Below are 18,260 nucleotides of genomic sequence, written 5' to 3' on the forward strand. Positions count from 1 at the left end.
CACGCCCATGCAGCCTCCCGCGAACCGTTCTTCCGCCTCCGCGCATGCGTGGCAATTCTTCCGCGCCGGCGGGGTCGACCAGGTGGCCATCCGCACGGGCGCCGACATCGCGCACCTAGCCGAACTGGACCAGAAGCTCTGGGTGGCGCTGGCCTGCCCCACGCGCGGCGTGGAGTTCGACCACCGCACGCTCGACCTGATCGACACCGACGGCGACGGCCGCATCCGCCCGCCGGAGCTGATCGCCGCCTGCGCATGGGCCTGCGCGCGGTTGCGCGACCCGGACGAACTCGCCCGGCCCGCCGATGCGCTGGCGATCGACGCGCTTGACGAAACCACCGAAGACGGCGCGGCGCTGGCGGCGCAGGCCCGCCGCATCCTGGGCTTCGCGGACCGCGAGGGCGAGACGACGATCGCCCTGGCCGACGTGATCGCGCGCAGCGAGCAGTTGAATGCGCAGCGCTTCAACGGCGACGGCGTAGTGTCGCCCGCCACCGCCGGGGACGACGACGAGGCGCGCGAGGCACTGGAGCGCATCATGGCCACGCAGGGCAGCGTGCCCGCCGTGGCCGACCAGCCCGCGGGCGTGGACCGCAAGACCGCGGAAGCGTTCTTCAAGGAGGTGGAGGCGCTGCAGCACTGGGCCGACGGCGTGCAGGCGCACCCGGAAGGCCTGCCGCTGGGCGACCGCACGCTGCAGGCGGCCCAGGCCGTGCAGGCGGTGCGCCACAAGGTGGACGACTTCTTCACGCGCGCGCGGCTCGCGGCCTACGATCCGCGGGTGCGTTCCGCCATGCACCCCTCGGACGACGACTACGCAGCGCTCGCGCGCCAGGAGCTGTCGCCGGACTCGGATGCGGTGGCCTCCCTGCCCCTGGCACCGTTCACGCAGGACGGCGACCTGCCACTGGTGCGCGGCATCAACCCGGCATGGACGGCTGCCGTCGAAGCGCTGCGCGAAAAAGTGCTGCAGCCGCTGCTGGGCACCGATGCGGAAAGCCTGTCGGAGGCCGATTGGAAACGGGTGCTCGCAGCGCTGCAGCCGTGCCTCAAGCAGCTGTCCGCCCGCCCGGCCACGCGCCTGGACACGCTGGACGCCGGGACCATCCGCCAGTTGCACGGCAGCGGCGTGCGCGAGCGGGTGATGGACCTGATCGCGCAGGACGAAGCCGAGAAGGCGCACAACGGCCACACGTTCGCGCTGGAGAAACTGCTGCGCTTCAAGCGCGACCTGCTGAAGCTGCTGAACAACTTCGTGTCGTTCTCGGCGTTCTACCAGCGCGAGGGAGCGATCTTCCAGGCCGGCACGCTGTACCTCGACGCGCGCAGCTGCGACCTCGCCGTGCAGGTGCCGGACGCGGGCCGGCATGCCAAGCTGGCGGGCCTCGCGAAGACCTACCTCGCCTACTGCGACTGCACCCGCAAGGGGCAGAAGATGGGGATCGTCGCCGCGTTCACGGCAGGCGACGTGGATTTCCTCTTCGTGGGCCGCAACGGCGTGTTCTACGACCGCGAGGGCCTCGACTGGGACGCGACGATCACCAAGATCATCGAAAACCCCACAAGCATCGCCCAGGCGTTCTTCTCGCCCTATAAGAAATTCCTGCGCATGATCGAGGAGCAGGTGGCCAAGCGCGCGGCAGCGAGCGATTCCCGCGTCGAGAAATCGCTGGGCGCGACGGCCGGCAACCTCGCCACCGCGCCGGCCAAAACGCTGGTGAATGCCACGACGCCGGCGGCCGACGGCCAGCGCCGCGTGGACGTGGGCACGGTGGCGGCGATCGGCGTGGCCCTCGGCAGCCTGAGCGCGGTGGCCGTGGGCATCTTCGCGAAGTTCGTGGACCTGGGCGCCTGGATCCCGATCGCCCTGCTGGGCATCGTGCTGGCGATTTCCGGACCGAGCATGCTGATCGCCTGGCTCAAGCTGCGCCAGCGCAGCCTGGGGCCGATCCTCGACGCGAGCGGCTGGGCGATCAACGGCCGCATGCGCATCAACACGCGCCTGGGCGGATCGCTGTCGCAGACCGCGCACGTGCCGCCGGGCGCGCGGCGCCTGATGGACGACCCGTTCCCGGAATCGCGCAAGCCCGCCTGGGCCGCGGCGCTCGTGGTGGTGGCGGTGGTGCTGTTCTGCGCGCTGGCCTGGAAGATGGGGTGGCTCGAACAGGCCGCAGCGGCGGTGAGCGCCCCGGCGCAACGCACGGTGCCCGCAACGGCCCCCGCGCGGCCGGCGTCTTCGCCGCAGCAAGCCACGCCATCCACGAACGCGGCATCGCCCGTGCCGGCGGCGAGCGGCGCGGCGGTGGCCGCTTCCGCCACCCCCTGACCGCAGGGCCGGCCCGTCGCGGCCTTACAGGAACGAGGCCTGGATCGGCGGCACGGCCTGCACCACGTCGCCGCACTGCGCGCGGTGCCGCAATGCGTGGTCCATCAGCACGATCGCGAGCAGCGCCTCGGCGATCGGCGCGGCGCGGATGCCCACGCACGGGTCGTGGCGGCCCTTGGTGATGACCTCGGTGCTCTGGCCGTGGATGTCGATGGACTGGCGCGGGCTGATGATGGAGCTGGTGGGCTTGATGGCGATCACGGCCTCGATGTCCTGCCCGCTGCTGATGCCGCCCAGGATGCCGCCGGCATTGTTGCTGGCGAAGCCCTCGGGCGTGAGGGAATCGCCGTGCGTGGTGCCGCGCTGGACCACGCTGGCGAAGCCCGCGCCGATCTCCACCGCCTTCACCGCATTGAGGCCCATGAGCGCATGGGCGATGTCGGCGTCGAGCTTGTCGTAGAGCGGCTCGCCCAGGCCCACCGGCACGCCCGTGGCCTGCACGCGGATGCGGGCGCCGCACGAATCGCCGGCCTTGCGCAGCGCGTCCATGTAGTTCTCCAGCGCCGAGACGTCGGCCACCGGGGCGAAGAAGGGGTTGTGGGGCACGTGGTCCCAGCTCTCGAACGGGATCTCCACCTCGCCGATCTGCGTCATGCAGGCGCGGAACCGCGTGCCGTATTTTTCCGCCAGCCACTTCTTGGCGACGGCGCCGGCCGCCACGGTGGGCGCCGTCAGCCGGGCCGACGAGCGGCCGCCGCCGCGCGGATCGCGGATGCCGTACTTGTGCCAGTAGGTGTAGTCGGCATGGCCCGGACGGAAGCTCTGGGCGATGTTCGAGTAATCCTTGCTGCGCTGGTCGGTGTTGCGGATCAGCAGGGCGATGGGCGTGCCCGTGGTGCGGCCTTCATAGATGCCGGAGAGGATCTCCACCGCATCGGGCTCGGCGCGCTGGGTGACGTGGCGGCTCGTGCCAGGCCGGCGGCGGTCCAGGTCGGCCTGGATGTCGGCCTCCGACAGCTCCATGCCCGGCGGGCAGCCGTCGATCACGCAGCCGATGGCCGGGCCGTGGGATTCACCGAAATTGGTGACTGCGAAGATGGTGCCGAGTGTGTTGCCGCTCATGGCGCCGGATTATCCCAGAGCCATCCGCCGGGCCGGGCCATTCCGACCCAGGTCATTGAACCAGGCAGTCAGCCCAAATACCAGCCATCAAGCGCGGCCCTTAAACAACCGCGCCTTCACCCGTCGGATGGCCGCGGAGCAGGCCACGCCAGCAGACCCCGCGGAACCGGCTTCGCCGGGCCGCTGGGGTCGTCCCCCTTCCCGATGCGCGCAGCGCAGCGAGAGAAGGGGGAAGGCGCGCAGCGCCTCAGGGGGTAGCTTCTTTTTCTTCAGGCCAGTCGCGGATGTAGGCCTTCAGCATCTTGTTCTCGAAGTTCTGGCTGTCCACGACGGCCTTGGCCACGTCGTAGAAGCTCACAACTCCCATGAGCATCTTCTTGTCCATGACCGGCATGTAGCGCGCATGGCGGTTGAGCATCATGCGGCGCACCTCGTCCATTTCGGTTTCGAGCGTGCAGGTGAGCGGCGCATCGTCCATGGCCGTGCGCACGAGCATGGTGCCCACGGTGCCGCCGTTCTTCACCACGGCCTGGATGACTTCGCGGAAGGTGAGCATGCCCACCAGGTCGCCATGGTCCATCACCACCAGCGACCCGATGTCCTTCTCCGCCATGATCTCGACGGCTTTCGCCAGGGGCTCGTCGGCGGTGACGGTGAAGAGCGTGTTGCCTTTGACGCGGAGGATGTCGCTGACTTTCATGGGAGGATCTCCAGGGGGGCGCCGCGCCGCGGAGGCGGGCCGATCGGTGTTTCCTGCGCAATATAGCCCACAATGTTGCGCTGCGATCACACACAGGAGACAACGAATGCCCGGCTACTCCGATCCCGGCTTCGACACGCTGGCGCTGCATGCGGGCGCCGAGCCCGACCCGGCCACCGGCGCGCGCGCCGTGCCCATCCACCTGACGACCTCGTTCGTCTTCGAATCGAGCGACCACGCCGCGTCGCTCTTCAACCTCGAGCGGCCCGGCCACGTCTACAGCCGCATCAGCAACCCCACCAACGCGGTGCTGGAGCAGCGCGTGGCCGCGCTCGAGGGCGGCGTGGGCGCGATCGCGGTCGCGAGCGGCCAGGCGGCGCTGCACCTGGCCGTAAGCACGCTGATGGGGGCCGGCGGGCACATCGTGGCGAGCACCGCGCTCTACGGCGGCTCGCAGAACCTGCTGCACTACACGCTGCGGCGCTTCGGCATCGAGACCACCTTCGTGCGCCCGGGCGACCTGGACGGCTGGCGCGCCGCGATCCGGCCCGAGACGCGGTTGTGCTTCGGCGAAACCGTGGGCAACCCGGGCCTGGACGTGCTCGACATTCCCGCGGTGGCCGACATCGCACACGACGCGGGCGTGCCGCTGCTGGTGGACTCCACCCTCACCTCGCCCTGGCTGATCCGCCCGCTGGAGCATGGCGCCGACCTGGTCTACCACTCGGCCACCAAGTTCCTTTCGGGCCACGGCACGGTGATCGGCGGCGTGCTGGTCGATGGCGGCAGCTTCGACTGGGAAGCCTCCGGGCGCTTTCCGGAGCTGTGCGCGCCCTACGCGGGCTTCCACGGCATGGTGTTTTCCGAGGAATCCACCGTGGGCGCCTTCCTGCTGCGCGCGCGCCGCGAGGGGCTCCGCGATTTCGGCGCCTGCATGAGCCCGCACACGGCCTGGCTGATCCTGCAGGGCATCGAGACGCTGCCGTTGCGCATGGAGCGCCACGTGCGCAACACCGGGCGCGTGGTGGAGTTCCTGGCGAGCCATCCGTTCGTCTCGCGCGTCGGCCATCCGATGCTGGCATCGCACCCCAGCCATGCGCTCGCGCAGCGCCTGCTGCCGCGCGGCGCCGGCTCGGTGTTCAGCTTCGACCTGAAGGGCGACCGCGCCCAGGGCCGCGCCTTCATCGAATCGCTCCAGGTGTTCAGCCACCTGGCCAACGTGGGCGACTGCCGCAGCCTGGTGATCCACCCGGCCAGCACCACCCATTTCCGGATGGACGACGGGGCGCTGGCGCAGGCCGGCATCTCGCAGGGCACGATCCGCCTGTCGATCGGGCTGGAGGATGCGGACGATCTCATCGACGACCTGAAGCGCGCGCTCAGGGCCGCGGAGAAGGTGGGCGCCAGCGCAGGCGGCCAGGCCGGCGGCGGAAAGGCGGGTGCGTGATGCAGGTGACCGTCAACGGCCACGCGGCCTACTGCTACACGGGCGGCAAGCCCTTCGACCCCGCCAAGCCCACGGCGGTGATGGTGCACGGGGTGCTCAACGACCACAGCGTGTGGGGCTTCCAGAGCCGGCACCTCGCGCACCACGGCTGGAACGTGCTGGCGGTGGACCTGCCCGGCCATGGACGCAGCGCGGGCGATGCGCCGCAGAGCGTCGAAGAGGCCGCGGACTTCGTGGTGGCGCTGCTGCGCGCGCTGGGCGTGGAGCGCGCCGCGCTCGTCGGCCACAGCTGGGGATCGCTGATCGCGCTGGAGGCGGCCGCGCGGCTCGGCCCCGCTGCGACGCATCTGGCGCTGGTGGGCACGGCCTATCCGATGAAGGTGTCGCCCGCGCTCATCGAGGCCGCGCTGAACGAGCCCGAGAAGGCGCTGCGGATGGTGAACGTGTTCTCCCGCAGCAGCCTCACCTCACCCTCCGGCGCGGGGGTCTGGGTGTTCGGCGCGGGCATGGCGCTCGGGCGCCGCGTGCTGCGCAGCAATCCGCACGTGAACGTGTTCCACCGCGGCTTCGTGGCCTGCGACCGCTATGCGGGCGCGGAAGCCGCCGTGGCCGCCCTCGCCTGCCCGGTGCTGTTCGCGCTCGGCACGCAGGACCAGATGACGCAGCCCCGAGCGGCCCAGGGCCTGATCGCGGCGGCGCGTGTGGCAGGCCAGGACGTGCGCGTGGAGATGCTGCCCGTGGGCCACCACCAGATGACCGAAGCGCCCGAAGAAACGCTGGCCGCGCTGCGGCGGTTCCTCGGCGCCTGACCCCGGACGGCCGCCCCCGCGGCCGGCCATCCCGCTCCCTGCCCCACGCGGCACCCCTCCGACTGGAACGACATGCCCACACCGTCCCTCGAATCCGTCGCGTCCCTGTGGCGCCTCGCCGGAATGCCCGGGCAGGCGCTGGAATGGCTCGACCTGCCCGGCGCCGATCCCGTGTTCCCGTCGTCGTTCGCGGTGGCCGCGGCGGGGCAGTCCGCCATCGCGGCCGCGGCGCTCGCGGCGTGCGAGCTGGGCCACGCCCGCGGCACGGCGCGCCAGCGCGTATCCGTGCCTGCGGAGCATGCGGCGGCGGAGTGCTCCGGCTGGTTCGCGCTGGACGGCGCCACGCCGGAGGCCTGGGACGCGTTCTCCGGCCTCTACCGCTGCGCGGACGGCCACGTGCGGGTGCACGCCAACTTCCGGCACCACCGCGATGGCGCGCTGCGCCTGCTGGGCCTGCCGCCCGAGACCGCCACGCGCGAGGATGCCGAGCGGGCGATGGCCGGCTGGCGCGCGATCGATTTCGAGACCGCCGCCGCGGAGCGCGGGCTCGTCGCGACCGCGCTGCGCACGTTCGCGCAATGGGACGCCACGGCCCAGGGCCAGGCGATCGCGGCCCAGCCGCTGATGGCCATCGAACGCATCGGCGATGCGCCACCCCTGCCCCTCCCGGCACTGGACGGATCGCAGCGGCCGCTGTCGGGCGTGCGCGCGCTCGACCTGACGCGCGTGCTGGCCGGCCCGGTCGCCGGCCGGGCGCTGGCGGGGCTGGGAGCGGACGTGATGCTGGTCAACGGCCCGCACCTGCCCAACATCGACGCGATCGCGGACACGAGCCGGGGCAAGCGCTCCGCGCTGGTGGACCTGCGCACCGATGGCGGCCAGGACACCCTGCGGCGGCTGGTGGACGGCGCCCACGTGTTCTCCCAGGGCTACCGGCCCGGCGGGCTCGCGGCACGCGGCTTCTCGCCCGAGGCCCTGGCGCAGCGGCGGCCGGGCATCGTCTGCGTGTTGCTCACCGCCTACGGCACGCAAGGGCCTTGGGCCGATCGCCGGGGCTTCGATTCGCTGGTGCAGACGGCCATGGGCTTCAACCATGCCGAGGGCGAGGCGGCAGGCAACGGCACGCCGCGCGCGTTGCCGATGCAGATCCTCGACCAGGCCACCGGCTGGCTCATGGCCTTCGGTGCGGCAGCGGCCCTGTGGCGCCAGCAGCGCGATGGCGGCAGCTGGCATGTGCAGGTGTCGCTCGCGCAGACGGGGCACTGGCTTCGCGGGATGGGCCGTGTTCCCGAGGGCCTGCAGGCCGCCCGCCCCCCGCTGGCACCCTATGTGGAGCGGTCGGCGTCGGGATTCGGCCCGCTCGACGCCGTGAAGCCGAGCGCACGGCTGGAGCGCACGCCCATGCGCTACGACCGGCGATCAGAGCCGCCGGGCAGCGCGCCGGCGCAGTGGTGACCCGCACGGCGCCCGGCGCGGCCGGCCGCTGCGCCGGGCGGGGCCTCCGGCCGCATCAGGCCAGCAGGCGGCACAGCCCCGTGAGGTCTTCCACCACCACGGGCTCCGGCCCCTCGTGCGGCCAGGCGATGCCGCTGCGGTTGATCCACACCGCCTGCATGCCGGCCTGCAGCGCGCCATGCGCGTCGAGCGTGGCATCGTCGCCCACGTGCAGCACGGCTTCGGGCGGCACGCCGAGCCGCTGCGCGGCCTCGTGGAAGATCCGCGGATCGGGCTTGGCCACGCCGAACCCGCGTGCCGTCACGCTGCCCTGGAAGTAGTGGCCGAGGCCGATCAGCCCGAGGTCGGCGTTGCCGTTGGAGAGCGCCATCAGCGGATGGCGCACGGCCAGGAATTCGAGGGCGGCGATGGCATCGTCGTACAGTTCCACGCGCTGGCGCTCGGCGAAGAACAGGTCGAAGGCGGCATCGGTGAGCGATTCGTCCTCGCCCGTGCGGCGCAGCGCGGCCCGGATGCTCTCGCGGCGCATGGCGCTGAGATCGTGCGCAAGGTGCGCATGGGCCTGCACCACCTCGGCGCGGATCACGGCGGCCGTCTCGGCGTCGGCCAGCAGGGCCGCGGTGGCCGGAGCGCGGTCCTTCAGCCAGTCGCGCAGCACCTGTTCGGCGCGCCGGATGGCGGGCCAGACCGGCCAGAGCGTATCGTCGAGATCAAGGGTCATCGCACGGATGCGGGCGGTATCGAGCATGGTGGCCGAGAATAGCGCAACCGCTGTTCCCGCCCATCCAGGAAACCTCCGACGCCATGCCCTCCATGACCGCCGTCACCGCCGCCGCGGCACCCGCCGCCCGCTCCCCGTCCGACCGCACCGTGCCCCGCACCGCCATCCTGCTGTGCAACCTGGGCACGCCCGAGGCCCCCACCGCGCCCGCGCTGCGGCGCTACCTCGGGCAGTTTCTCGCCGATCCGCGCATCGTGGAGATTCCGCGCGTGGCCTGGCTGCCGATCCTGCACGGGATCATCCTGCGCATCCGGCCGGCGAAATCCGCGGCCAAGTACGCCAGCATCTGGATGGCGGAAGGCTCCCCCCTGGCCGTGTGGACGGAGCGGCAGGCCACGCTGCTGCGCGGCTGGCTGGGAGAGGCGGGGCTGCGTGTGCAGGTGCGCCACGCCATGCGCTACGGCCAGCCAGCCATCGCCGCGCAGCTCAAGGCGCTGCAGGCCGAGGGGGTGGACCGGGTGCTGGTGCTGCCGCTCTATCCGCAGTATTCGGGAACCACCACCGCGAGCGTGTCGGACGACGTGTGCGCCTACGCACTGCGCACGCGCCGCCTGCCGGAGCTGCGCTTCGTGAACAGCTACCACGACCATCCGGACTACATCGGTGCGCTGGCGCAGAGCGTGCGCGCGCACTGGCAGCGCGAGGGCGGCCCGGCCGAGCAGCTGGTGATGAGCTTCCACGGCATCCCGGAGCGCGCCGTGCGCCTGGGCGATCCGTACCAGCAGGAGTGCCTGGCGACGGCGGCGCTGCTGGCGCAGGCGCTGGGCCTGGCGCCCGAGCGCTACCGGGTGACCTTCCAGTCGCGCTTCGGCAAGGCCAAGTGGCTGGAGCCCTACACCGAGCCGACGCTGATCGAGATGGCGAAGGGCGGCACGCGCAGCGTGGACGTGATGTGCCCCGGCTTCACCAGCGATTGCCTGGAAACGCTGGAGGAAATCAACCAGGAAGCGCGCGAAGCCTTCCTGCATGCGGGCGGCCAGGAGTTCCGCTACATCTCCTGCCTGAATGCGGACACCGCCTGGATCACGGCCCTCAGCCGGATCGCGCAGCAGCATCTGGCGGGCTGGGAGACGGGTACGGCTGCGGACACGCCAGCGCCCTCTTCCTCGCGCTGAGATTCCCGCCCCGGGGGGGGTGGCGCCTCGCAGCGCCTGCCGGTGGCACCTGGCGGCAGCGGCGCGGGCTCAGGCCAGCGGCGTGCGCGCTAGCCGGCGCGCGTTCGCCACGGCGGCGCGGTGCACGGGCGCCAGGCCCTTGCCGAGCACGCCGGCCGCGGCGTCCTGCCACTGCCGGGCGAGCGCCGGGCCGGTGGCCGCCGTCCAGGGCGTCCACCAGAGCCGCGCCATGCTGGCGGCCAGGGCCTGCTGGGCGGTGAAGGCCTGCAGGCCCATGGCGGCCCAGGACTGGAAGAAGGCCCACTGCTTCTCGGCGACCATGCGGCCGAATTCGCGCCGGTCGCGCTGCGAGGGCGAGGGCCCCGCCAGCGCCATGCGGGCGACGCGGTGCGCGACGACCGGCGGCACGGCCATGGCGAGTGCGGTGCCCTGGCGTGCCAGGGATCGGTTGCGGCGGGACGACGGACCGGACATGGGCATTCCTCTCGGTGGTGGTCCCCCACTCTAGACCCACCGGCAGCGGCCCGGGTGGCGAACAACCGCGCGCCCTGCGAGGGCTTGGCGCGGGCGCTCAGTCCGGCACGGCGATCGCCCCGCTGGTGATGGTGATCGCATCGGCGGCGGCGGGCGTCGCCGCGATGGGCGGCACGTTGGCGGCCGTGATCGCGGGCGCGCTGCCCGGCGTGCCGCCGCGCGGCACGGTGCGCACCACCTGGCTGCCCGGCAGGGGCTGGCCGTTCACGAGGTGCGCGTACATGGCGTCCAGCGCGCGGTTGAGGTACAGGTGCAGGGGGATGTAGCGGCTGTCGTAGCCCGGCAGCGTGGCGGGCAGGCCGATGAACGCATCGAAATGCTGGGCGTTCGTCACCTCGATGTAGCTCAGGCGGCTGGCCGGGCCTTCCACGCGCCGGTTCAGCGCGGCGTAGGGGCGCGAGGTGTGGTTGACCGGGATCAGCGCATCGTCGCGGCCGTGCACGATGATGGCCGGCTTGCCCTGCAGGTTGCCGCTGCGGCGGGTTTCGTCCAGGCCGGCCTGCAGGCGCTGGGCGGCCGCGTCGGTGCCCGTCACGAGGCTGCGCAGGCAGAGCGCGCCCTCCAGGTTCCAGGTGGGGGTGCCGGCGGCGTTGAAGGAGAACAGATCGCGCACCGGCACGCCGCGGCTGCGGTCGTTGACGAGCTGCACGCCGGCCGTCGGGGGAATGCCGTTGCCGGTGGCGAACAGGGTGGCCGTCACCGCGGCGGGCGTGGGCTGCACCGCGCCGATGGCGGAGGTGGTCGCGAAGCTGTAGCCGCACAGACGGTCCTTCACGCTCGCGCGCGACAGCGCATTGGCGTAGGTGACGGCGATGGACGGGGCCACCTCGAAGGCGGCGAGCGAGGCGTGCAGCGCCGCCGATTCGGGCTCCCAGCCGTAGGCGGCGAGGCGCGCCAGGGCTTCTTCGGCCTGGGCGGACGTGGTGGTGGCCGTGAGCAGGCCCTGGGCCTTCAGGCCGGCGCAGCGGTTGGCGGCCACCGGGAAGGCCGGGTCCGCGAAGCGGATGGCGAAGGCCGCGGCGAACGGGGTGGACGCGACCGAGGGCGCGAGCGCCGCGCACGACTGGTAGAGGTGCGCCTGCGTGGTGTAGTCGATCAGCGGCCGGGCGTTCACGGCCACGGCGCGTCCGCCGCGGCGCACGGTGACGCCGGCATCCGCCGGCAGCTGGACCGAGGGCTCGGAGACGGCCACGCCGTCGATCAGGCCCTGCGTGTCCTGCTCGGCCGCCGCGATCGCCGCGCCGCCGCCGTTCGACAGGCTGGAGGCGATCACCGTGGTGTTGGCGGGCTGGAAGGTGCGCAGCGGCTGGCCGCCCGGGGAGCGGTCGCCGAAGCGCTCGTTGAGGATGTAGAACGCGAACTCCACCGCCTGCAGCGTGGACCGGCCCCAGTCCTTTTCGGGGTTCTGCCCGGAATGCGCATGCTTGAACGCCAGGCGCTGCGGCGTGGCGGCATTGAAGGCCGCGAGATCGGCCGCGGACAGGCCCGCGTTGAAGGCGGCGCGCGTGCCCGCGAGCGAGGCCGTGGTGCGGGTGCCGTCGATCAGCGCCACGGTGTCGTTCTGCAGGTCGTGCGGGGACGTGCCCGTGCCCTTGTCGGTGTAGGCCACCGCGCAGCCGCGCTTGAGGCCCCATTCGCCGGTGGGGATGCCGCCATAGATGCCGCGCGATCCGGACGAGGTCGCGGTCACGATGCAGGGGCGCGTGCGGTCGAAGCCGTCCGGCACCTGCACCATCAGGGTGACGTTGCGGCGCCCGGTGCCGTCGTCCGCATAGGCGATCGCCTCCAGGCCCGCCACCTTGCCCTCGCCCTGGGTGGGACGGCCCTGCACGTCCACGTTCGGGCCGTAGAGCGTGCCGTAGCCGCCCTCGCTCGTGGTGTCCACCAGCGCGCGGTAGTTGACGTAGATGGCGTTGCGGCGCAGTTCGTCGGCCGTGGGCTGGGCACCCTCGTAGCCCGGCGCGGAATCGTCCTGCAGGCCCGAGCGGCCCAGGCCGCCGGTCAGCAGGTCGTCGCCCACGCCGTCGTAGGTCGCCTGGCTGACGTTGCCGAGGTAGCCCGGGCGGGCGTTGAAGTCGTAATCGACCGAGGCACCGCTGCCCCCGCCTCCGCAGGACGAGGCAGCCAGGGCGGCGATCAGCAGGGGGGCGGTTTTCAGGGGATGCATGGTTGTTCTTTCCTCGGGATCGTTCGGGGCGGTTCTCGGGGGCCGCCTGCAGGGCGCATTCAACCACGGCGCGGACGCCCGCGCCAGCACCGCGCGCCGCCGGGCGGGCGCGCGCTTTGGGCGCATTCCATGAAATTCAATGCGAACCATTCGCAATATCTTTTAGAATGGAGGGATCGCGAGCACAGTGCCCTGGTGGGGAGCCCCGGCGGACGGCAGCGTCCCCGGGGCGCGCTGTCGCGACCGTGCCGCCGGTCTTCTCACCGTTCCGGCCCCGCCCACCCCATCCTTCCGATCGCCCATGTCCGCCTCCTCCGCTTCCGGCACTGCGCCGCAGTCCGCCGCCTCTTCGCCCGCCGAGGGCGAGTTCGCCGCCGAGCCCGTCCTCCAGGCATCCGGAGAGACTGAGCGGCCCGGCCGTCTCTGGGGCTGGCCCATCGCGCTCGGTGTGCTCACCGCCACCGGGCTCGTGAGCGCCCTGGTGTCCGAGGGCTGGGGCGATGTCTGGTCATGGATCGCGCTGGGCGTGCCGGTGGCCGTCATGGCGTGGTTCGGCCTGCTGCGCCGTCGCGGCTGACCGCGCTCCCCGCACGCCCCCTTTTTTCCATTCCCCTCCTTCCTCCGGCTCTCTCCTTCCTTTTTCCAGGCCTCGCCATGTTCCGCCCCCATCCCGTCGCCGCCGCCGCTTCGCTCGCCCTCGCCCTGCTGGGCGCGCAGGCCGCGGCCCAGTCCGTTCCCTCCGCGCCGCCCGCCCCCGGTGCGGAGACGCCCGCCCTGCCCACGGTGACGGTGGGCGCCAGCGCCGACGCCTCCGCGCAGGGCCTCTCCCCGGCCTATCCCGGCGGCCAGGTGGCGCGCGGCGGACGCGCCGGCATCCTGGGCACGAAGGACTCCATGGAGACCCCGTTCAGCATCACCAGCTACACGAACGAGCTGATCCAGGACAAGCAGGCCAAGAGCGTGGGCGAGGTGCTGCTGAACGACTCCGGCGTGCGCCTGGCGCGCGGCTTCGGCAACTTCCAGGAGGCGTACTTCATCCGCGGCTTCGTCCTCGGATCGGACGACACCGCCTACAACGGCCTCTACAGCCTGCTGCCGCGCCAGTACATCGCCACCGAGCTGTTCGAGCGCGTCGAGGTGATGCGCGGCGCCTCCACCTTCCTCACCGGCGCCACGCCGTCGGGCGGCGGCATCGGCGGTGCGGTCAACCTGCTGCCCAAGCGGGCGCCCAACGAGCCGCTGTCGCGCGTGACGGTGGGCACCGGCTCCGGCGGCCGCGTGGAGACGGCGGTGGACATCGGCCGGCGCTTCGGGCCGGACAACAGCACCGGCATCCGCTTCAACGCCGCCTACCACGACGGCGACACGGCGGTGGACCATGAAAAGAGCCGCCTCGGCCTCGCCGCCCTGGGCCTGGACTGGCGCAGCCGCGACGTGCGCCTGTCGGCCGACATCGGCTGGCAGGACAACCGCCTGAAGGGTTCGCGCCCGAACGTCTCGCTCTCCGGCGCCACGGCCGTGCCCGCCGCGCCGGATGCCTCCTCCAACTTCTCGCAGCCCTGGTCGTATTCCAACGAACGCGACGTGTTCGGCACCTTCCGCGGCGAGGTCGATCTCTCGCCCGGGGTCACGGCCTGGGGGGCCTGGGGCATGCGCCGCGGCAAGGAAGCGAACTCGCTCGCCAACCTGACGGTGAACGATGCCGCCACGGGCGCGGCCAGCACCTACCGCTTTGACAACACCCGCAAGGACCGCGTGGACACCGGCGAGCTGGGCCTGCGCGGCAAGCTGCGCACCGGCGCCGTCGGCCACGAGTGGGTGACCGCGCTGTCGTACTTCGAGGCCGAGAAGGACGGCGCCTACGCGATGGACTGGCGCAACACCATCGCCTCCAACCTCTACCAGTACCGCCCGATCGCGCAGCCCGCGTTCAGCGCGGCGACGCTCTACGGCGGCACCCTGGCCAGCCCCAACCTCACGGGCCGTACACGCCTCATGAGCTATGCGCTCGGCGACACGCTCTCGTTCCTGGACGACACCGCCCTGCTGACCCTGGGGCTGCGCCACCAGCGCCTGGAAGTGTCCGACTTCGCCTATGGCACGTCGGCCCCGCTGGGCCACTACGAGCAGAGCCGCAACAGCCCCATGGCCGGGCTGGTGTTCAAGGTGGCGCCCCAGTGGTCGCTGTACGGCAACTACATCGAGAGCCTGAGCCAGGGCCAGACCGCGCCGACCACGGCCAACGGGGCGCCGGTCGTCAACAGCGGGCAGCAGCTCGCTCCCTACGTCGCCAAGCAGAAGGAGGTGGGTGTGAAGTACGACGGCGGCCGCCTGCGCGGCTCGCTGGCGCTGTTCAGCACCACCAAGCCCCGGGCCTACGTGAATGCCGACAACGTCTTCAGCGCGGCCGGCAAGGACCGCCACCAGGGCGTCGAGCTGGACGTGCAGGGCGAGGCCGTGCGCGGCCTGCGGCTGCTGGGCGGCGTGACCTGGCTGGACGCCAGGCAGCGCACCACGGGCAGCGCCGCGTTCGACGGCAAGCGCGTGATCGGCGTGCCGCGCGTGCAGGCCAATGCCGGCGTGGAGTGGGACGTGCCCGGCGTGCCCGGCCTGGCGCTGGACACCCGCGCGCTCTACACCGGCGCGAGCTACGCGGACGGTGCCAACACCCTGCGCGTGCCCGGCTGGACGCGCCTGGACCTGGGTGTGCGCTACACCACCGAATGGAGCGGCCGCCTCGTGACGCTGCGCGCCCGCGTGGACAACGTGGCCGACCGCAACTACTGGGCCTCGTCCGGCGGCTACCCCGGCTCGGGCTACCTCGTGGTGGGCGCGCCGCGCACCTTCACGCTGAGCGCGAGCGTGGACTTCTGACCGCCCCGCCCGCCCGGCCCGCCCCCGTTCTCGACAGGAAAACGACATGACGCCCAAAGCCCTCAAGACCTGGTCCTGGCTGCACAAGTGGAGCAGCCTCGTATGCACGGTGTTCATGCTGCTGCTGTGCCTCACGGGGCTGCCGCTGATCTTCCACCACGAGATCGGGCACCTGCTGGGCACCGAGATCGAGGCACCCGCCATGCCGAAGGACACGCCGCGCGCCAGCCTCGACCAGGTGCTGGACGTGGCGCGCGCGCAGCACCCGGACCGGATCGTGCAGTTCGCCTCGCAGGGCGAGGACGATCCGAACGTCTGGTACGTCACGCTCACCCACACGCCCGACCCCACCACCGATTTCCGCTCGGTGGCGGTGGATGCCCGCACCGGCGCCATCCTCGCGCAGCCGCGGTTCGACGAAGGCTTCATGTATGTGATGTTCAAGCTGCACGTGGACCTGTTCGCGGGCCTGGCGGGCAAGCTGTTCCTCGGGTTCATGGGCCTGCTGCTGCTGGTGGCGATCGTCTCGGGCGTGGTGCTGTATGCGCCGTTCATGCGCAAGCTGGATTTCGGCACGGTGCGCGAGCAGCGCTCGACGCGCGTGAAATGGCTGGACCTGCACAACCTGCTGGGCATCGTCACGCTGGTCTGGGCCTTCGTGGTGGGCGGCACCGGCATGATCAATACCTGGGCGGACCTGGTCATCAAGTACTGGCAGCACGACCAGCTCTCCGCGCTGCTCGCGCCCTATGCCGGCCAGCCCATCACCCCGCAGGCCGAGCGCGGATCGCTGCAGAAATCGCTCGACGCCGCACTGGAGCGCGCACCGGGCACGCGCCTGTCGTTCATCGCCTTCCCGGGCACGGCGTTCTCCAGCCCGCACCACAATACCTTCTTCCTGCACGGCAGCGAGCCGCTCACCTCCAAGCTCTACCAGCCCGTGCTGGTGGATGCGCGCACCGCGCAGGTCACGGCCGCGCCGGAACTGCCGTGGTACCTCACCGCCCTGCTCATCTCGCAGCCGCTGCATTTCGGCGACTACGCGGGCATGCCGATGCAGATCCTCTGGGCGCTGCTCGATATCGCCACCATCATCGTGCTGGGCAGCGGACTGTATCTGTGGCTGAAGAAGGGCTCCACCGCCACGCAGAAAGAGAAGGAAGCGGCCTCCCGCCGCCAGCGCAACGGGGCGCCCGAAGGCGCCCCGCTGGAACCATCCGCGGCGCGTACCGCCAGGCCCTGAACACCAGTCACAACGCATACCTCGCCTGGAGTGCGTTGGCCACCTCCGGCGCCACCCGTCCGAAGGCCGCGGAGCAGGCCAGGCCAGCGGCCGCCGCGCAAGGGCCGCCCCGCCGCGCTGGCGGCGTCCCCCTTGCCACGCGCAGCGTGAGAGAAGGGGGAAGGCGCGAAGCGCCTCAGGGGGTCGCCACTTGCAACCGCCGTGCGGCCCAGCCGCGCAGCAGGCGCGGCAGCACCAGCACCAGCACCACGATCACGATCAGCGCGAGGGACATCGGCCGCGTCACGAACACCGACCAGCTGCCCTCGCCGATCGAGATCGCGTTGCGCATCTGCGCCTCGGCCAGCGGCCCGAGGATCATGCCGACCACCACGGGGGCCGTGGGGAAGTCGAAGCGCCGCATCATCACGCCCAAGAGGCCGATGCCGTAGAGCAGGAACAGGTCGAACGCGCTCTGGCGCATGCCGTAGGCCCCCACCGTGGCGAAGATCAGGATGCCGGCATAGAGCTGCGGCTTCGGGATCTTGAGCAGCTTCACCCACAGGCCCACCATCGGCAGGTTGAGCACCAGCAGCATCACGTTGCCGATGTAGAGCGAGGCGATCAGCGCCCAGACCAGCGCGGCGGAACTCGTGAACAGCTGCGGGCCGGGGTTGATGCCGTAGTTCTGGAACGCGCCCAGCAGCACCGCCGTGGTGTTGGAGGTGGGAATGCCCAGCGTGAGCAGCGGGATCAGCGCGGCCGTCACGGTAGCGTTGTTGGCGGCCTCGGGGCCGGCCACGCCTTCGATGGCGCCCTTCGTGCCGAACTCCTCGCGGTCCGCGCCCTTGGCGAGCTTCTTCTCCGTCGCATAGCTCAGGAAGGTGGGGATCTCGGTGCCGCCGGCGGGAATGCAGCCGAACGGCGTGCCCAGCAGCGTGCCGCGCAGCCAGGCGGGCACCGAGCGCTTCCAGTCGCGCGCCGTCATGTGCACGCGGCCCATGCGGTTCTGCGTGTCGACGATGCGGCCCTCGTACATCGCGGCGTACAGCACCTCGGCCACCGCGAACAGGCCCACGGCCACGAGCACGATGTCGATGCCGTCCAGCAGCTCAGGCTGGCCCAGCGTGTAGCGCGCGGCACCGGAAATCTGGTCCATGCCCACGCAGCCCAGGGCCAGGCCCAGGAACAGCGCGGTGAGGCCGCGCACGGTGCTCTGCCCCAGCACGGCGCTCACCGTGGTGAAGGCCAGCACCATCAGCATGAAGTATTCGGGCGGCCCGAGCTTGACGGCGAGTTCGGCCACGGAGGGCGCGAACAGCGTCACCACGATCGTGGCGATGGTGCCGGCGACGAACGAGCCGATGGCCGCGGTGGCGAGCGCCGCGCCCGCGCGCCCGCTCTTGGCCATCTTGTTGCCCTCCATCGCCGTGACCATGCTCGCCGTTTCACCGGGCGTGTTCAGCAGGATCGAGGTGGTCGATCCGCCGTACATGGCGCCGTAGTAGATGCCGGCGAAGAAGATCATGGAGGCCGTCACCTCCACCTTGGCGGTGATCGGCAGCAGCATGGCCACCGCCACCGCGGGCCCGATGCCGGGCAGCACGCCCACGGCGGTGCCGAGCGCGCAGCCCACCAGGGCCCAGAGCAGGTTGGCGGGCGTGGCCGCCGTCGCGAAGCCCTGCAGCAGGGCGTTGAAAATATCCAT

The 18,260-nt window shown here is 71.7% G+C and carries 14 protein-coding genes; 8 read left to right on the plus strand and 6 right to left on the minus strand.

What is annotated here, in order from left to right; all coding sequences use genetic code 11:
- The first annotated feature begins 7 nt into the window (after positions 1–7).
- Positions 8–2,326, plus strand: coding sequence for a hypothetical protein (locus Q9R47_RS08720; protein WP_311232813.1), 2,319 nt, complete (start codon positions 8–10; stop codon positions 2,324–2,326).
- A 24-nt stretch (positions 2,327–2,350) separates the two neighbouring features.
- Here Q9R47_RS08720 and aroC read toward each other — a convergent pair whose 3' ends face one another.
- Positions 2,351–3,448, minus strand: a complete 1,098-nt coding sequence (gene aroC / locus Q9R47_RS08725) for a chorismate synthase (RefSeq protein WP_311232814.1) — start codon at positions 3,446–3,448, stop codon at positions 2,351–2,353.
- A 247-nt stretch (positions 3,449–3,695) separates the two neighbouring features.
- Positions 3,696–4,148, minus strand: coding sequence for a CBS domain-containing protein (locus tag Q9R47_RS08730; RefSeq protein WP_311232815.1), 453 nt, complete (start codon positions 4,146–4,148; stop codon positions 3,696–3,698).
- 106 nt (positions 4,149–4,254) lie between these two features.
- On the opposite strand from Q9R47_RS08730, the gene Q9R47_RS08735 reads away from it, so the two are divergent.
- From Q9R47_RS08735 to Q9R47_RS08745, 3 genes are all read left to right on the plus strand, one after another.
- Positions 4,255–5,595, plus strand: a complete 1,341-nt coding sequence (locus tag Q9R47_RS08735) for an O-acetylhomoserine aminocarboxypropyltransferase (protein WP_311232816.1) — start codon at positions 4,255–4,257, stop codon at positions 5,593–5,595.
- Positions 5,595–6,404, plus strand: coding sequence for an alpha/beta hydrolase (locus tag Q9R47_RS08740; protein WP_311232817.1), 810 nt, complete (start codon positions 5,595–5,597; stop codon positions 6,402–6,404). The genes Q9R47_RS08735 and Q9R47_RS08740 overlap by 1 nt, the downstream gene beginning before the upstream one ends.
- A gap of 72 nt (positions 6,405–6,476) precedes the next feature.
- Entirely contained in the window at positions 6,477–7,859 is a 1,383-nt protein-coding gene (locus Q9R47_RS08745) for a CoA transferase (protein ID WP_311232818.1), read from the plus strand.
- A gap of 55 nt (positions 7,860–7,914) precedes the next feature.
- Here Q9R47_RS08745 and Q9R47_RS08750 read toward each other — a convergent pair whose 3' ends face one another.
- Positions 7,915–8,607 (minus strand): HAD-IA family hydrolase, encoded by a 693-nt coding sequence (locus tag Q9R47_RS08750; RefSeq protein ID WP_311232819.1) that lies wholly within the window; start codon positions 8,605–8,607, stop codon positions 7,915–7,917.
- A gap of 65 nt (positions 8,608–8,672) precedes the next feature.
- On the opposite strand from Q9R47_RS08750, the gene hemH reads away from it, so the two are divergent.
- The gene (gene hemH / locus Q9R47_RS08755) at positions 8,673–9,755 is read left to right on the plus strand and encodes a ferrochelatase (RefSeq protein WP_311232967.1); all 1,083 of its coding nucleotides are present in this window, start codon (positions 8,673–8,675) and stop codon (positions 9,753–9,755) included.
- 69 nt (positions 9,756–9,824) lie between these two features.
- Here the strand turns inward: hemH and Q9R47_RS08760 are convergent, their stop codons facing one another.
- Positions 9,825–10,229, minus strand: a complete 405-nt coding sequence (locus tag Q9R47_RS08760; protein ID WP_311232820.1) for a polyhydroxyalkanoate granule-associated phasin — start codon at positions 10,227–10,229, stop codon at positions 9,825–9,827.
- A gap of 97 nt (positions 10,230–10,326) precedes the next feature.
- Complete coding sequence (locus tag Q9R47_RS08765) at positions 10,327–12,456, minus strand: D-(-)-3-hydroxybutyrate oligomer hydrolase (protein WP_311232821.1); 2,130 nt, start codon at positions 12,454–12,456, stop codon at positions 10,327–10,329.
- Between the two features lie 301 nt (positions 12,457–12,757).
- Here Q9R47_RS08765 and Q9R47_RS08770 point away from each other — a divergent pair, with 301 nt between their 5' ends.
- From Q9R47_RS08770 to Q9R47_RS08780, 3 genes are all read left to right on the plus strand, one after another.
- On the plus strand, positions 12,758–13,033 hold the full coding sequence (locus Q9R47_RS08770; RefSeq protein WP_311232822.1) for a hypothetical protein: 276 nt from the start codon (positions 12,758–12,760) through the stop codon (positions 13,031–13,033).
- Positions 13,034–13,110: 77 nt separating this feature from the next.
- The gene (locus tag Q9R47_RS08775; protein WP_311232823.1) at positions 13,111–15,330 is read left to right on the plus strand and encodes a TonB-dependent receptor; all 2,220 of its coding nucleotides are present in this window, start codon (positions 13,111–13,113) and stop codon (positions 15,328–15,330) included.
- Positions 15,331–15,376: 46 nt separating this feature from the next.
- Positions 15,377–16,573 (plus strand): PepSY domain-containing protein, encoded by a 1,197-nt coding sequence (locus tag Q9R47_RS08780; protein ID WP_311232824.1) that lies wholly within the window; start codon positions 15,377–15,379, stop codon positions 16,571–16,573.
- A 175-nt stretch (positions 16,574–16,748) separates the two neighbouring features.
- On the opposite strand, the gene Q9R47_RS08785 is transcribed toward Q9R47_RS08780, so the two are convergent.
- A complete protein-coding gene (locus Q9R47_RS08785) occupies positions 16,749–18,260 on the minus strand; it encodes a tripartite tricarboxylate transporter permease (protein WP_311232968.1) in 1,512 nt (503 codons plus the stop codon).

Source organism: Acidovorax sp. PRC11 (assembly GCF_031844105.1).
Lineage (GTDB): Bacteria > Pseudomonadota > Gammaproteobacteria > Burkholderiales > Burkholderiaceae_C > Paracidovorax.

Excerpts from the sequence above, each read along its gene's own strand:
- Q9R47_RS08740 (WP_311232817.1), top strand. The coding sequence starts at position 5,595 with ATGCAGGTGACCGTCAACGGCCACGCGGCCTACTGCTACACGGGCGGC.
- Q9R47_RS08745 (WP_311232818.1), top strand. The coding sequence starts at position 6,477 with ATGCCCACACCGTCCCTCGAATCCGTCGCGTCCCTGTGGCGCCTCGCC.
- Q9R47_RS08750 (WP_311232819.1), bottom strand. The coding sequence starts at position 8,607 with ATGCTCGATACCGCCCGCATCCGTGCGATGACCCTTGATCTCGACGAT.
- Q9R47_RS08770 (WP_311232822.1), top strand. The coding sequence starts at position 12,758 with ATGTCCGCCTCCTCCGCTTCCGGCACTGCGCCGCAGTCCGCCGCCTCT.
- aroC (WP_311232814.1), bottom strand. The coding sequence starts at position 3,448 with ATGAGCGGCAACACACTCGGCACCATCTTCGCAGTCACCAATTTCGGT.
- Q9R47_RS08785 (WP_311232968.1), bottom strand. The coding sequence starts at position 18,260 with ATGGATATTTTCAACGCCCTGCTGCAGGGCTTCGCGACGGCGGCCACG.
- hemH (WP_311232967.1), top strand. The coding sequence starts at position 8,673 with ATGACCGCCGTCACCGCCGCCGCGGCACCCGCCGCCCGCTCCCCGTCC.
- Q9R47_RS08765 (WP_311232821.1), bottom strand. The coding sequence starts at position 12,456 with ATGCATCCCCTGAAAACCGCCCCCCTGCTGATCGCCGCCCTGGCTGCC.
- Q9R47_RS08780 (WP_311232824.1), top strand. The coding sequence starts at position 15,377 with ATGACGCCCAAAGCCCTCAAGACCTGGTCCTGGCTGCACAAGTGGAGC.
- Q9R47_RS08735 (WP_311232816.1), top strand. The coding sequence starts at position 4,255 with ATGCCCGGCTACTCCGATCCCGGCTTCGACACGCTGGCGCTGCATGCG.
- Q9R47_RS08760 (WP_311232820.1), bottom strand. The coding sequence starts at position 10,229 with ATGTCCGGTCCGTCGTCCCGCCGCAACCGATCCCTGGCACGCCAGGGC.
- Q9R47_RS08730 (WP_311232815.1), bottom strand. The coding sequence starts at position 4,148 with ATGAAAGTCAGCGACATCCTCCGCGTCAAAGGCAACACGCTCTTCACC.
- Q9R47_RS08775 (WP_311232823.1), top strand. The coding sequence starts at position 13,111 with ATGTTCCGCCCCCATCCCGTCGCCGCCGCCGCTTCGCTCGCCCTCGCC.
- Q9R47_RS08720 (WP_311232813.1), top strand. The coding sequence starts at position 8 with ATGCAGCCTCCCGCGAACCGTTCTTCCGCCTCCGCGCATGCGTGGCAA.